13 protein-coding genes are annotated in these 14,518 nt (G+C 61.3%); all 13 read left to right on the top strand.

Translation table 11 applies throughout. The features are described 5' to 3' along the window. Window positions 1–30 precede the first annotated feature (30 nt). The 13 genes from GEOBRER4_RS08895 to GEOBRER4_RS08955 all read left to right on the top strand — a co-directional run bounded on the left by GEOBRER4_RS08895 (window position 31) and on the right by GEOBRER4_RS08955 (window position 14,515). Window positions 31–327, top strand: coding sequence for a TFIIB-type zinc ribbon-containing protein (locus tag GEOBRER4_RS08895; RefSeq protein ID WP_185245095.1), 297 nt, complete (start codon window positions 31–33; stop codon window positions 325–327). Between the two features lie 70 nt (window positions 328–397). Further along, the gene (locus tag GEOBRER4_RS08900; RefSeq protein ID WP_185245096.1) at window positions 398–763 is read left to right on the top strand and encodes a hypothetical protein; all 366 of its coding nucleotides are present in this window, start codon (window positions 398–400) and stop codon (window positions 761–763) included. 255 nt (window positions 764–1,018) lie between these two features. Beyond that, on the top strand, window positions 1,019–2,317 hold the full coding sequence (locus tag GEOBRER4_RS08905) for a TolC family protein (RefSeq protein ID WP_185245097.1): 1,299 nt from the start codon (window positions 1,019–1,021) through the stop codon (window positions 2,315–2,317). Then, window positions 2,314–3,597 (top strand): efflux RND transporter periplasmic adaptor subunit, encoded by a 1,284-nt coding sequence (locus GEOBRER4_RS08910; protein ID WP_185245098.1) that lies wholly within the window; start codon window positions 2,314–2,316, stop codon window positions 3,595–3,597. Before GEOBRER4_RS08905 ends, GEOBRER4_RS08910 begins: the two co-directional genes overlap by 4 nt. Window positions 3,598–3,775: 178 nt before the next feature. After that, window positions 3,776–6,880: an efflux RND transporter permease subunit gene (locus tag GEOBRER4_RS08915; RefSeq protein WP_185245099.1), complete on the top strand. Its 3,105-nt coding sequence runs from the start codon at window positions 3,776–3,778 to the stop codon at window positions 6,878–6,880. Window positions 6,881–6,928: 48 nt separating this feature from the next. Next, a complete protein-coding gene (locus GEOBRER4_RS08920; protein WP_185245100.1) occupies window positions 6,929–7,519 on the top strand; it encodes a hypothetical protein in 591 nt (196 codons plus the stop codon). Between the two features lie 542 nt (window positions 7,520–8,061). After that, window positions 8,062–8,937, top strand: a complete 876-nt coding sequence (locus GEOBRER4_RS08925; RefSeq protein WP_185245101.1) for a branched-chain amino acid ABC transporter permease — start codon at window positions 8,062–8,064, stop codon at window positions 8,935–8,937. A gap of 5 nt (window positions 8,938–8,942) precedes the next feature. Next, the gene (locus GEOBRER4_RS08930) at window positions 8,943–9,836 is read left to right on the top strand and encodes a branched-chain amino acid ABC transporter permease (protein WP_085812906.1); all 894 of its coding nucleotides are present in this window, start codon (window positions 8,943–8,945) and stop codon (window positions 9,834–9,836) included. A gap of 20 nt (window positions 9,837–9,856) precedes the next feature. Further along, entirely contained in the window at window positions 9,857–10,630 is a 774-nt protein-coding gene (locus tag GEOBRER4_RS08935; RefSeq protein ID WP_085812905.1) for an ABC transporter ATP-binding protein, read from the top strand. Next, window positions 10,623–11,324 carry an ABC transporter ATP-binding protein gene (locus GEOBRER4_RS08940; protein WP_085812904.1) on the top strand — a complete coding sequence of 234 codons (702 nt, stop codon included), beginning with the start codon at window positions 10,623–10,625 and terminating at the stop codon, window positions 11,322–11,324. The genes GEOBRER4_RS08935 and GEOBRER4_RS08940 overlap by 8 nt, the downstream gene beginning before the upstream one ends. A 1-nt stretch (window position 11,325) precedes the next feature. Beyond that, window positions 11,326–12,249 (top strand): DMT family transporter, encoded by a 924-nt coding sequence (locus GEOBRER4_RS08945; protein WP_185245102.1) that lies wholly within the window; start codon window positions 11,326–11,328, stop codon window positions 12,247–12,249. A 71-nt stretch (window positions 12,250–12,320) separates the two neighbouring features. Then, window positions 12,321–12,815 carry a YbaK/EbsC family protein gene (locus tag GEOBRER4_RS08950; protein ID WP_185245103.1) on the top strand — a complete coding sequence of 165 codons (495 nt, stop codon included), beginning with the start codon at window positions 12,321–12,323 and terminating at the stop codon, window positions 12,813–12,815. Window positions 12,816–13,147: 332 nt separating this feature from the next. Continuing rightward, complete coding sequence (locus GEOBRER4_RS08955; RefSeq protein WP_185245104.1) at window positions 13,148–14,515, top strand: sodium-dependent transporter; 1,368 nt, start codon at window positions 13,148–13,150, stop codon at window positions 14,513–14,515. The last annotated feature ends 3 nt before the right edge of the window (window positions 14,516–14,518 follow it).

Here is a 14,518-nt window from a genome sequence, read left to right on the forward strand (position 1 = left end):
AGGGGAACAAAACCAAAAGGAGGACTTATCATGAAGTGTCCGGTATGCAACACGGTGAACCTGGTGATGGCTGAGCGTCAGGGAGTCGAGATCGATTACTGTCCGGAGTGCCGCGGCGTCTGGCTTGACCGTGGCGAACTCGACAAGATCATCGAGCGCTCCTCGATAGGTGCTGCGACTCCTCAGCCGCCGCAACCGCAGTACCAGGGGCAGCAACCGTACGAGGGGGAGCCCCAGCATCATGGCTACAGGCATGACGACCACGGACACGGCCACGGTCACAAGCCTTACCGGAAGAAGTCGTTCCTGGAAGAACTCTTCGACTGAAAACGGTGATTAGTATAAGGTGGTTTCTCTTGACACGATCGGCATTCCTTCGCTATATTCGCGCCAGCTTATGAGAGAGAAACCACTTTTTAAATACGTCTCCTGGTTCATACTCGCCTCCGTATTCCTGGTGCTTTGCAACGGGGTATGCAGTACGGCGCACGCCCTGGAGTCGCAGATCTCGAGCTTGCAGGATTACGCAGGCACGGACGTCGCCGCGAGCGTCGGCGCGCCCTGCTGCCCTGACGATCACCACGACTCCGACAGCCCTGCATGCGACGACTGCGTCAACTGTCTGTGCCACGTCACCGTTGCGCCCCAGCTGTTCCGACTGAACTACTTACCTGTCTTTTCAGATCTCTCTAGCTTTACCTCTTTCAGGCTTATACCCGAAGTCTATCTGCCCAAGTTCATCCCACCTCAGAATCTCGCTTAATCCTCAGAACCTTTTTCACTGACCCGTTGGCGCGGCTTGGCCTCGCCAGCACCTTGTCGGCCGGATTGCAGACGCCTTAGGCACCGGTGCCGCTGCGCGTCGAGCTATGCACGCGTTTGTGCATCCAGGCACAGGTCCATTCCCTGCGGTTTCTGCACCCTCCAAGCATGAAGGAGCGGCGCCAGGGGATCTCTGCCAGCGGCATCCGGCCTGACTTTCAAGGAACAACTGATAACTACTATAGGAGGTTGGTACGTGTTCGATGTGCCGCTGATGAAGAAAAACGGCTCGCTGTTCGCCGGAATCGCCCTGCTGCTGGGTGCGTTCGCAGGGAACGCCCGGGCCGAGGAGATGTCGCTGCAGCAGGCAGTGGAGATAGCACTACAAAACAACGCAGAGTTGCAGGCTTTCCGGGATGAGAAGGGGCTTCGCGAAGCTGGAAGGATCAGGGCTGGGCTGCTCCCCAACCCGTCCCTGGAGGTAAGCCTCGAATCGGGCGCGCTTACAGGCAACAGCGGCGAGAACGCCTTCTCCGTCGGGGTGTCGCAGGAATTCCTACTGGCGGGAAAGAGGGAGAAAAGGGTCGCCCTGGCGCAGAAGGAGCTGGAGGTCTACCGCTGGCAACTGACTGACCGGGAGAGGCTGCTTAGGCTCGACGCCAAGTCGCGCTTTTACCAGGTGCTTTTGGCGGTCAGGAAGCTGAAGTTGACCGAGGGGGCTATCGAGCTGAACCGCCACCTTTACCAGGTGGCGAAGGAACGGTTGGCCGCAGGTGACATACCTGAACTGGAACTGAACCTGGTGCAGGTCGAGCTGGCGAGAAGCGAGGGGGCAAGAAGCGCGGCGCTTGAGGGTCTTCTGGCCAGCCGGGCCGAGCTCTCCTTGCTCTTGGGGGGAAAGGAGGTCGAACCGGCGCTCCCCACCGGGTCGCTGGAAGCAGGCGGCGCGGTAAAGCAGGCGCAGGCGGAACTTCTCAGGCTCGCCCAGGAGCGGCGCCCTGACCTCATGGCGCTTCGGGCTGAGGCGGAGAAGGGGAGCGCGGAGCTTTCCCTGGCAAAGGCCGAGGGTATCCCCAACCTGACTGCGGGCCTTGGGCTAAAGCGCGACACCACCGCCGTCGAGGTGGCCGGGCTGGAAGGGAAGGACACATCCTATACCGTAGGCCTTACCCTCTCTATGCCGATACCGCTCTTCGACAAGAACCAGCCGGGGCTCCGCGAGTCAAGCGCCAGACGGGACAGCGCCGGCAACAGGCTGGCAGCGGCGGCAAGCCGGGTGGAGCGCGAGGTGGCTGCGGCGTATGCCAGCCTCTCGAACGCGGAACAGGTCCTCTCCCTGTACTTCAGGAACATCATGCCCCAGATGGAGGAGAACCTGAAACTGACCCGCGAGGCCTACCAGTTGGGCGAAGTCCCAGTCCTGACGGTCTTCGAAGAGCAGAAGAAGTACCTCGAGGTGAACCAGGGGTACCTGGATGCCTTGTACCAGCGCCAGCTTGCGCTTTTTAAACTGGAAGCTGCGGCGGCTGTCGAACTTACCGGAGGTGTGCAGTGAGCAAGAAAGCAAAGATCGTTGGAATAATCCTGGCCCTCGCCCTGGCGGGAGCCTTTACCTATCGCCTGGTCCAGATGAACGGCGCCGGTTCGGAACAAGGCGAGCATGCCGGCGAAGCCGGGCATGCGGAAGAAAAGCATGAGGGAGAGGGGCACGCCGGGGAAAAAGGGCACGAGGGGGAGCATGCCGGGGAATCCGGTCATGACGAACACGGCGCCGCCGGCAGTGTTACCATGGCTCCCGAGGTCCAGAAGCAAAACGGCGTGGTGCTGGCGGCGGCGAAGCCGCAGCAGCTGGCGGGAGTGATACGGGCCACCGGCAAGGTGGAGGTGAATGCGGACCGGATCGCCCATGTGGCGCCCCGCATCCCCGGGAAGGTGGTTTCGGTGCGCGCCTCCCTTGGCGACAGCGTTTCGGCCGGGCAGTCACTGGCCACCCTCGACAGTGTCGAGATCGGCGAAGCGATCAGCCGCTACCGCCAGTCGAAGACTAGGCTCGCCCTGGTCCAGGGGAACATGGACCGAGTGAAGGCGCTGGTGGACAGGAAAATCGCGGCGCGTAAGGACATCCTGCAGGCTGAGACCGACTACAAGACAGCCCAGACTGAGCTTGCCACCGACGAGGAGCGCCTCTCCCTGTACGGGGTTTCCCTCGCCGAAGTAAGGGCGGGAGCCAGGAAGCCGCTGTTGCCGGTCCGCTCGCCTATAAGCGGGATCGTAACCGAGAAGCACGCCATCGTGGGCGAGCTTGCCGATCCGTCGAAAAGCCTCTACACGGTCGCGGACCTCTCCTCGGTTTGGGTGCTCGTGGACATAAACGAAAAGGACCTGGCGAAGGTGCATAAGGGGCAGGGGGCTGTGGTCACCGTCGGCGCCTTCCCCGACCTGAAGCTCAAGGGGCGCATCACTTACATAGCCGACCTGGTGGACGAGTCGACCCGCACCGTGAAGGCGAGGGTCGAGGTGAAAAACCCCGCAAGGAAGCTGAAGCCCGAGATGTTCGCTACCGCCGAACTCGCCCTCGCGGCCGACGCTCCCCCGGTGCTCGCGGTCCCCGAAGACGCGGTCCAGGACCTGGACGGGAAGAAGGTCGTCTTCGTCGCCGAAGAGGGGAACCGGTTCGAGGCGCGCCAGGTGCAACTGGGAAGAAGCGCGGCTGGCCTGGTGGAGATCGCCTCCGGTCTGAAGGCGGGGGAGACTTACGCCGAGAAGGGGGCTTTCATCCTCAAGTCCGAGGTGAAAAAAGGGGAAGTGGTCGACGAACACGGCCACGGGAAATGACCTGCTGCTCTTAACGGGGGATTTCCAGCTGGTGTACCAGAGCTAAATCCCCCCTGTCCCCCCTTCGCAAAGGGGGGGACGCGAATTGTCGTGCAATGCTTGGTGCGCGACCTCCCTGAGACTTCCTTGATGGGGGGGAGATGCCAGCCAATCTGTTAACGATTTATAGCGAGGGACCATGCTTGAGAAAATAGTTTCCTACACATTGCGGCACAGGGCGATGATCCTGTTCCTGTCGCTCTTAATCATCGCGTTCGGGCTCTACTCGTATTACCGACTTCCCATCGACGCGTTCCCCGACGTAACCAACATCCAGGTCGAGGTGGTGAGCCACGCGGACGGACTCTCCGCCATCGAGATCGAGAGAAACGTCACCTACCCGATAGAGATGGCGATGCGCGGCCTCCCCGACATCGAGCAGATGCGCTCGGTCACGAAGTTCGGCCTCTCAATCGTCACCATCGTCTTCAAGGACAACGTGGACATCTACTTCGCGCGGCAGCTCGTCTTCGAGCGGCTGGCGGAGGCGCGGGAGAAGGTCCCCAAGGGGGTCGAGGTCGCCATGGGGCCCATCGGCACCGCCATGGGGGAGATCTACCAGTACACCCTCGAAGGGAAGATGCCGCAGGACCCGCAGCAGAAGATCGCCTATCTCACCAACCTGCGCACGGTCCAGGAGTGGATCGTCACACCGCAGCTTAAAAACGTGGCCGGCGTGAACGAGATCAACTCCTTCGGCGGCTACTTCAAGCAGTACCAGGTGCTGGTCTCGCCGGAAAAACTGCTGAAGCACGCAGTGACGGTCGAGGACGTCTACGAGGCCATCGGGAGCAACAACGAGAACGTCGGGGGGAACCTTCTTGAGCGGGGGACGGACCAGTACATCGTCCGGGGCGTTGGGCTGATCCGGGACACCGCGGACATCGAGAACATAGTCCTCAAGTCGGCAGGCGGAACCCCCACCTACCTGCGGGACGTGGCCCAGGTCAAGGTAGGGGAGGCGGTCCGGATGGGGGCCGCCATGAAAAACGGCAAGGACGAATGCGTGGGCGGCATCGTCATGATGCTGCGCGGCGAGAACAGCCGCGACGTGGTGCGGCGGGTGGCGGCCAAGGTGAAGGAGATCAACGAGAACAACGTCCTTCCCGACGGCATGAAGATCGTCCCCTTCTACGATCGCAGCGACATCGTCAAGGCGAGCGTGGGCACGGTGAACAAGGCGCTCGTCGAGGGTGCCATCCTTGTCCTCATCGTGCTCTACCTGCTCCTGAACAGCTTCAGGGGGAGCCTCGTGGTCCTGATCGCCCTGCCGCTGTCGCTTCTGGCCACCTTCATCGTCATGAAGCTCGCCGGCATCAGCGCGAACCTGATGTCGCTCGGCGGGCTCGCCATCTCCATCGGCATGATCATCGACACCACCATCATCCAGGTGGAGAACGTGCAGAGGCACCTAAGCGAGGAGGGGGGGAAGCATCCCAAACTGACTACCGTGCTGAAAGCTGTGATGGAGGTGCGAAAGCCCAGCATCTTCGGAGAGCTGATCATCGCGCTTACCTTCATCCCCATCATCTCGCTGGAGGGGATCGAGGGGAAGATGTTCAGCCCGCTCGCCATCACGGTCGCCATCGCGCTTTTGGCTTCGCTGTTCCTCTCCATCTTCGTGATCCCGGTGCTCTGCATCCTGTTTCTTAAGCCGCAGCCGGAGAAGGAGAGCTACCTGATGCATCAGGCCAATCTCCTCTATCTGCCGCTTCTCGACTGGGCCATGAGCAGGCGCAAGGCGGTCTTGGCCGGCGCGGGGGGACTCTTGTTGGTCTCGCTGCTTTTGGTCACAAAGCTCGGCACCGAGTTCATACCGACCATGGATGAAGGCTCTTTCGACATGGACGTGGCCCTGCTTCCGGGTGTGTCGCTGGCGAAGGCGATGGAGGTGAACCAGCGGGCCGCGGAGAAGCTGATGCAGTTCCAGGAACTGGAAACGGTGGTCTCAAGGACCGGGCAGACCGGCGTGGCTCTGGACACCCGCGGCTCCGACAAGACCGGGTACGTCGGGATCTACAAGCCGAAGAGCGAGTGGAAGCGCGACATCAGCAAGGAAGAGCTCACCAACGAGATGCGCGAGTCGCTTGAGTCCATCGCCGGGATCAACTTCGGCTTCAGCCAACCGATCCAGTGCCGCATCGACGAACTGGTGGCCGGAACCCGTGCCCAGCTGATCGTGAAGCTCTTCGGCGAGGACATAAACGTTTTGAGCGAGAAGTCGGCGGAGATAGCCAAGGTGCTCTCCACCGTCAGGGGGGGGACGGACCTGAACGCGGAGAAGGTCTCCGGCCAGCCCTACCTCACAGTAGACATAGACCGGGCCAAGATCGCGCGCTTCGGGCTCAACATAAGCGACGTGCAGAAGGTGATCGAGATCGCCGTCGCCGGCAAGGCCGCCTCCCAGCTCTACGAGGAAAACCGCAGCTTCGACATCACGGTGCGGCTCCCCGAGGAGCAGAGGAACTCTCTTGACGCCATCAAAAACCTCCTGGTCACCACCAAGACCGGGGTCAACGTTCCCCTGGAGCAGCTGGCCGAGGTGAAGATGGTCGAGGGGCCGGCGCAGATCAGCCGCCAGGACGGGGTCAGGCGGATCGGGGTCGAGATGAACGTCACCGGCCGGGACATAGGCGGCTTCGTCGCCGAGGCAAAGCAGAAGATAAAGGAAAAGGTGCAGCTTCCGCCGGGTTATTACCTGACCTGGGGTGGGCAGTTCGAGAACCAGCAGCGGGCGATGAACAAGCTGATGATCATAGGTCCCGTGGCCGTGGCCCTGATCCTTCTCCTTTTGTACGTGACCTTCAGGTCGATCAGGCTCGCCCTTTTGGTCATCTCGAACCTCCCCTTCGCCCTGATCGGCGGGGTCTTCGCGCTCTTTCTTTCCGGCCAGTACCTCTCCGTCCCCGCCTCGGTCGGGTTCGTGGTCCTCTTCGGCGTTGCGGTCCTGAACGGACTTGTGCTGGTATCGCGCATCTCGCAGCTGCGCGAGGAGGGGATGGAGCTGCAGGAGGCGATCAGGAAGGGGAGCCTAGACCGGCTCCGCCCGGTGCTGATGACCGCCGCCATCGCCATCTTCAGCCTGATACCGATGCTTTTGGCCAGCGGGACCGGTTCGGAGATCCAGAAACCGCTGGCGACGGTCGTGGTTGGGGGGCTCGTCACCTCGACCCTTTTGACCCTGCTCATCATCCCGTCGGTTTATAGCTGGTTCGAAAAGAGGGATTCTCAAGAGGAAGCTTAGCCGCAGGCTGCTGCGGCCGGCATTGTTGTTATCAAAAAGGAGTAAAGCATGAAAACACTACGCTTATTGGCACTGGGTACCATGTTGGTGGTTGCTGGTGGGTGCGCAGGGAGCTCCCGCTCGGCGCTGAAGCAGGAAGGGGACAAAGGGGGTGCACTCTACAGCGAAACCGCAAGGGGTGGGATCACGCCGGAAGGGTTTGCCGATCTCACCGTCACAGCTTCCATCAAGACCCACAGACTGCGCCCGTCTTTGGTGCCGGACAGTCACGGCAGCGCCAACTACACCTTGCTCGTATCGATTGACGGTCAGCCTGTAGCGGTGCCTGGAGAGGCCCGGCTGGAGAAAAGGGACGCCGCCCCTTTCGCCGACCCGGAGGCCGGTAAAGGTGTCAGGTACCTATTCGCCAAAACGCTGAGGCTGCAGGCAGGTACCCATAACGTGAAGGTTTCCTTGCCGCAGGACTCAGTCGGCATCGCGCACGACATCACACTCGCCAGCGGAAGCGCGAACCTCCTGGTGCTGGAGCCTGTGTACGCGCCGGTCGCGGGCAAGCAAAGACCGGGCTTCTATGGGGCTACCTCCTATAAAGAGGGGATCTCGCGCATCCGGACCGCCTTGAACGGGGAGCGGCTTTGATCTTCTTCCCGCGGCTCACACCGGGGTGACAAGTCTCCCCGCAAAGGGGTGCCAAAGCAGGAGCTTGAAATAAAGGTAGAAGGGGCAGGCAACTTTTTCGTGGAAAAGCAGCCTGCCCCTTTTTTTATGCGGGAAGTCAGGCAGTTTCCGTGAAGGTAAAGTTGGAGGCGGTCTGGTAGATGCCTATACAACTTTTTTGGTAGGCAATCAAAAGTTTAAGATTGCGAAACAGTAACAGCTGTTGTACAGTGTCGCGCTGTCAACTCCAGCTAGCTCATTAAAACTCACGCCGCAGGCGATCATCCTTGAATGTGGACTGACAAGTGACGTTGAAACCCTGCGTTTTATTTTTGCGCTGGCGGCTTTCACTAGCGGACCCTCATGACAGCAAAGACTTGCTTGGGTTAAGGAGTTTATGGTATACGTGACTGGCATCTGTTGTTCTATTTTGGTGAATTAGTGATCATTTAAGCTGGCTCACCGATTTTGGTAATACCGCAGCACGCATCTCTCTCCGGTAATCCCGGTCGAAGGAAGTCGACATGTTCCTACAACAGCTTGTCAACGGCGTCGCCCTCGGAAGCGTATACGCGCTGATCGCACTGGGCTACACCATGGTCTACGGCATCATCACCCTGATCAACTTCGCCCACGGCGAGATCTTCATGGTGGGGGCCTTCATCGGACTGCTCCTGGTCTCTTTCTTCAAGGTCAACGTATTCGTCGCCATCGTGGGCGCCATGATCTTCTGCATGATCATGGGGGTGCTGATCGAACTGATCGCCTACCGCCCGCTGCGCAAATCCTCCAGGCTCTCCGCGCTCATCTCCGCAATCGGCGTTTCCATCTTCCTCTCTTCGCTGGCACTCATGGTCTTCGGGGCCGACGCCAAAGGGTTCCCTGAAGGGGCCTTCCCGGTGCAGCAGATCCAGGTGGGAAGCGCCGACATCTCCACCTTGCAGCTTCTGATCATCGGCGTCTCGGCGGTCCTGATGCTGGGGCTGGAATTCATCGTCCAGAAGACCAAGATCGGCAAGGCGATGCGCGCCACCTCCGAGGACTACAACACCGCGGCTCTGATGGGGATCAACGTGAACCGGGTCATCTCCTTCACCTTCGCCCTCGGCTCCGCGCTGGCCGCGGCCGGCGGGGTGCTGGTAGGGGTCCTTTTCAACGCCGTCTCCTTCAACATGGGTCTCATGGCGGGCCTCAAGGCGTTTGCCGCCGCGGTCCTCGGTGGGATCGGCTCCATTCCGGGCGCCATGCTGGGAGGGCTCCTGCTTGGGGTCTCCGAGGTCTTCGGTGTCGCCATCGGCTACTCGTCCTACCGTGACGCGATCGCCTTTACCATTCTCGTGCTCGTTCTCCTGGTGAAGCCGACCGGCCTGCTGGGACAAAAAATTACTAAGAAGGTGTAGATTCGATGGCAGATTTTCTTAATAGCTTGGTCGGCGCCGTCGACCCGTACATGATGCAGATCCTGGTCAACGTCGGCGTGGCTATCGTGCTGGCGCTGGGGCTCAACGTGATCGTCGGTCTCACCGGCCAGCTGTCGCTGGGGCACGCCGCCTTCATGAGCATAGGGGCCTTCACCAGCGCCATGGTCACCATCAAGACCGGGCTCCCCTTCAGCCTGAACCTGGTTGTCACCGGCGTGGTCACCGCCATCGTCGCAGCAGCCATCGGCTTCCCGATCCTGAGGCTTACCGGCGACTACCTGGCCATCTGCACCCTGGGATTCGCCGAGATCGTCAAGGTGTTCTTCCTGAACTTCGAGCCGACCAACAAGGCGCTCGGCCTCACCGTCCCCCCGGCAAAGACCCTGATCCCCATGCCGATCTACGTCTGGGTGGTGGCGATCCTCTCCATCGTGCTGGTCACCTTCGTGCAGTCCTCCCGGTTCGGGCGGGCGCTGAAGGCGATCCGCGAGGACGAGATCGCTGCCGAGGCGATGGGGATCAACACGGCGCGCTACAAGATCCAGGCCTTCGCGCTCGGCTCCTTCTTGGCCGGGGTCGGCGGCGGCCTCTACGCCCACTTCCTGAGCTACATAAACCCCTCGGACTTCGGCTTCCTGAAGTCGGTCGACATCCTCGCCATGGTGGTCTTGGGCGGCCTGGGGAGCGTCCCGGGCACGGTGATCGGCTCGTCCGTGCTTGCCTCGGCGCCCGAGTTCCTGCGCTTCATGTCCCAGTACCGCATGCTGGTTTACGGCGCGCTGCTGGTCTTCTTGATGGTGTTCCGCCCCAACGGGCTTCTCGGGGGCGTCAACTTCACCGAACTGCTGCTGCGGGCCGTCGGCAAGAAACGTAAATAACTTCATCAGCGAGAGATAGCATGTCGATACTTAAACTCGAAGACGTCACCATCCGCTTCGGCGGCCTGGTCGCGGTGGACAAGGTAAACCTCACCGTCGAGAAGGGGAACATCATGGCCCTGATCGGGCCCAACGGCGCCGGCAAGAGCACCATGTTCAACCTGATCACCGGGATCTACACCCCGACCGAGGGGCGGATCTCCTTCATGGACGAAAGCATCTCGGGGAAGACCCCGTTCCACATCGCAGCCGCAGGTATCGGCCGCACCTTCCAGAACATCAGGCTATTCACCCAGTTAACCGTGCTGGAAAACGTGCTGATCGGCGCCCACACCAGGGGTAAATGGGACCTCACCGGCGCGGTGCTGAAGTTCCTCCCGTTCGTGCGGCGCGAGGAGGCCCAGTTGAAGGAGCTGGCCCTTGCCTGCCTGAAGCAGGTCGATCTGCTGCACAAGGCGGACGAGCTGGCGGGGAACCTCCCCTACGGCGAGCAGCGCCGCCTGGAGATCGCCCGGGCGCTTGCCATCAAGCCGCAGATCATCCTCCTGGACGAGCCCGCCGCGGGGATGAACCCGCAGGAAAAGCAGGTCCTGGCTGAGATGGTCAAGGCGATCAGCAAGACCGGCGTGACCGTGTTCCTGGTCGAGCATGACATGAAGTTCGTCATGGGGATTTCCGATCGCATCGCCGTCCTCGATTACGGGGTGAAGATCGCCGAGGGGACTCCGGAGGAGATCCGGTCCAATCCCAAGGTGATCGAAGCGTACCTCGGCAAAGGAGCAGCGCATGCTTAAGGTAGAGAACATCAGCGTGAACTACGGCGCCATCAAGGCGCTGCAAAACGTTTCCTTCCAGATCAACCAGGGTGAGATCGTGGCTCTCATCGGCGCCAACGGCGCCGGCAAGACCACCATCCTCAACACCATCTCCAACATCGTTCCCTCCGTCGCCGGGAAGATCACCTATCTGGACCGCGAGATCACCAAGCTCCCGCCGCACGAGATCGTGAAGCTCGGCATCTCCCAGGTTCCCGAGGGGCGCCGGGTCTTCGCCAAGATGAGCGTCCTGGAGAACCTGGAGATGGGGGCCTATACCCGCAGCGACAACGAAATCGGCTCCGACATGGAGAAGATCTTCCAGCGCTTCCCGCGCCTCAACGAGCGCAAGAAGCAGGCGGCCAAGACCCTTTCCGGCGGGGAGCAGCAGATGCTGGCGATGGGGCGCGCCTTGATGTGCCGTCCGAAGCTGCTGCTGCTCGACGAGCCCTCCATGGGACTTGCCCCGATGCTGGTGGAGCAGATCTTCCAGATCATCCAGGAGATCAACGCCAGCGGCACCACGATCCTGCTGGTGGAGCAAAACGCGAACATGGCGCTTTCCATCGCACACCGCGCCTACGTCCTGGAGACTGGCGAGGTGGTGCTGCAGGGGGATGCCAAGGAGCTTGCCTCCAATCCCGAGGTGAGGAAGGCGTACCTGGGAGAGTAGGGTGTCCGAATCCGCCACAACCAAGCCCTGGATCAACCCCTACCTGGCCATCCTGGTAGGGGTTTTTGCTGTCTCCTTCTCGGCAATCCTGGTGCGGGTCTGCTCCGCGCCGCCTTTGGTGATCGCCGCCTACCGGCTCCTCTTCACCTTTTTTTTCCTGGCGCCGGTAACACTTTGGGGCGGCGCCCCGACGCTCAGGGGGATGACGGCAAGGCAGGTACTTCTTTCCGCCGCGAGCGGTATCTTCCTTGCCTTTCATTTCGTCACCTGGTTCATCTCTCTCAAGTACACCTCCATCGCCAGTTCCGTGGTGCTGGTCACCACCCAGCCGCTCTTCGTTGTGCTCGGGTCGTGGATCTTTTTCAAGGAGCGGGTGCCGCGCCTGGCGCTTTACGGCGGGGCGCTCGCCTTCGCCGGGAGCGTCGTCATCGGCGCTACCGACTTCCAGCTGGGAGGGAGCGCCTTCATCGGCGACCTTTTGGCCCTTTTCGCCGCCGTGATGGTCTCGGGGTACCTTCTGATCGGGAGAAAGCTCAGGGGGGACGTTCCCCTTACCGGATATACCTTCGTCACCTACGGGTCGAGCGCCGCGGTGCTGACCGCGACCGCCCTGGCTGCGAAATACCCCATGTATCCCCATCCCGCCCGGGACTGGCTCATCTTCCTGGCGCTGGCGCTGGTCTGCACCATCCTGGGTCACACCGTCTTCAACTGGGTACTCCGCTACGTGCAGGCCTCCGTCGTTTCGGTGAGCGTTCTCGGCGAGCCTTTGGGGGCGATACTTTGGGCCGCGGTTTTCCTCGGCGAGAATCCGACGCCGCGCCAGGCGCTGGGGGGAGCCGTCATCTTCTCCGGGCTCTTCCTCTTCACCAGGGTGACGGCTAAGGCAGGGGCTAAGAGGCAGGGGCTAGGGGCTAGGGGCTAGGGGCTGAAACCCCTCGCTGTAGGGCCTTCGGGGCAGGGGTGAGGGATGAAACTATGCGACAGGAGGCGGGTATGGATTCCAATTTGAGCGCAAGCGCCAAAAGGGTGCAGGACGCGCTGCATGGCTTCGGCCTGGATTGCAAGGTGAAGGAACTGGCGGAAAGCACGCGGACCGCAGTCGATGCGGCCAACGCGGTCGGGTGCGACGTGGGGCAGATCGTCAAGTCGCTGGTGTTCAGGGGCAAGGCGAGCGGCAAAGCGATTTTCGTGGTCGCAAGCGGCGCCAACCAGGTTAACGAAAAGAGCCTCGCCTCCCTCGTGGGCGAAAAGATTGGGAAGGCCGACGCCGACTTCGTCCGGGAGCAGACCGGGTTCGCCATCGGCGGCGTATCTCCGGTTGGGCACCCGGCCCCCCTGCACACCTACGTGGATGAAGATCTCCTTGGCTACGACGAGTTGTGGGCTGCGGCGGGGACGCCTCACGCGCTCTTCTCGTTGACCCCGGAGCAGCTCTGCCTGATCACTTCCGGGGAAGTGGTGAATATCAAGAAAGTCGCGGCGCCGTAGTAAGGCTTGGCTAAGGGGATCTGCCAACAAGAGCAAATCCCCCCTGTCCCCCCTTCGCAAAAGGGGGAACGTTAGGTCACGTTCAGCGCTTCGTGGGCGGGCTGACTCCCCAGTATTGCGTGATGAACCTCCGCAGGGGGGGGACGTGATAGCCTCGCCTGATCTTCGGGAGGAACAGAAACGCTGGCTCCACGGCTTTCTAAGATGAATCTCCGCTAGGGGGCGTTAGGTCTCCCGTAGCGCTTGATGGCAAATTTTTTCCAACCCCCGATTAACCTTTTTTAAACGGGGAGAGTGCAACACGAACGGCAGATAAAGGATAAATAGAAAGAATGGAAACACCCAAGGCAGTAAAGGCACGCGACAGTTTCACCACGGGTTTGGGCGTCATCGCCGCTACTCTCGGCTCCGCCGTAGGGCTCGGCAACATCTGGAAGTTCCCGGCACTGACCGGGCTGAACGGCGGGGCGGCGTTCATCGTCGTCTACCTCCTCTCCACGCTCATGGCCGGGCTCCCGGTGATGATCGCCGAACTGATGCTCGGACGTCGCTCCAAGTCCGACGCGCTGACCACGTTCCGGGTGCTGCACCCCGAGCGCGAGAGCTGGTCTCTGATCGGCGCAGCCGGGGTCCTTTCCGCCTTCCTCATCCTCGCCTTTTACACCGAGGTGGCGGGGTGGGTCTTCGCCTACATCTTCAAGGCGGCCTCGGGGAGCATCCTCTCGGCCGATCCCAAGGTCACCTCGGCTGCCTTCGCTAAGCTGATCGCCGACCCGGTGCAGTCGGTGTTCTGGCAGTGCGTGGTCATCGCGTTCGTCGGCGCCATCATCGTCATGGGGGTCTCCAAGGGGATCGAGAAGACCACCAAAAGGCTTATGCCGGTGCTGTTCCTGATCCTGGTCATGATCGGGGTGCGCAGCCTGATGCTTCCCGGCGCGGCCCAGGGGCTCGATTTCCTCTTCCGCCCCGACTTCTCGAAGGTTACCGGCGCCGTGGTGCTCACCGCCATGGGGCTAGCCTTCTTCAAGCTTTCCGTCGGGATGGGGACCATGATCACCTACGGGAGCTACTTCAGAAACGACCAGAACGTCCCCATGACCGCCCTGCGCGTGATGCTGGCGGACCTCACCGTATCCATCCTGGCTGGGGTCGCCATCTTCCCGGCGGTCTTCACCTTCGGCTTCAAGCCCGAGGCTGGGCCGTCTCTCTTATTCATCACCATTCCGGCCGTCTTCTCCCAGATGCCATTCGGCAACGTCTTCGTGGTCCTCTTCTTCGTCCTCGGGGCCATTGCCTCGACAGGCGCCATGCTCTCCATCATGGAAGTGCCGGTGGCCTACCTGCACCAGCGCTTCGGCGTGAGCCGCTTCAACGCCACGGCAGCAACTGGGATCCTGCTGGCCTTGATCGGTTCGACCGCCGCGCTTTCCAACAGCGTCCTCGCGGAGTTCAAGCTGTTCGGCATGACCATGTTCGACCTGTACGACTTCCTAACCTCCAACCTGCTCATGCCGGTCGGGGGGCTCTTCATCTGCATCTTCGTCGGATGGGTTTGGGGTGAAAAACAGGTGAGGGCGGCATTGTCCAACGATGGACAGCTGCAAAACGGCGCAGTCATCCGCATCTTCTTCTTTATCGTGAGGTACGTCGCGCCCGTCACCATCGGCGTCATCCTGCTGCGCGGATTGAAGATCATCTAGATA

The sequence above is a fragment of the Citrifermentans bremense genome, assembly GCF_014218275.1.
Classification (GTDB): Bacteria; Desulfobacterota; Desulfuromonadia; order Geobacterales; family Geobacteraceae; genus Geomonas; species Geomonas pelophila.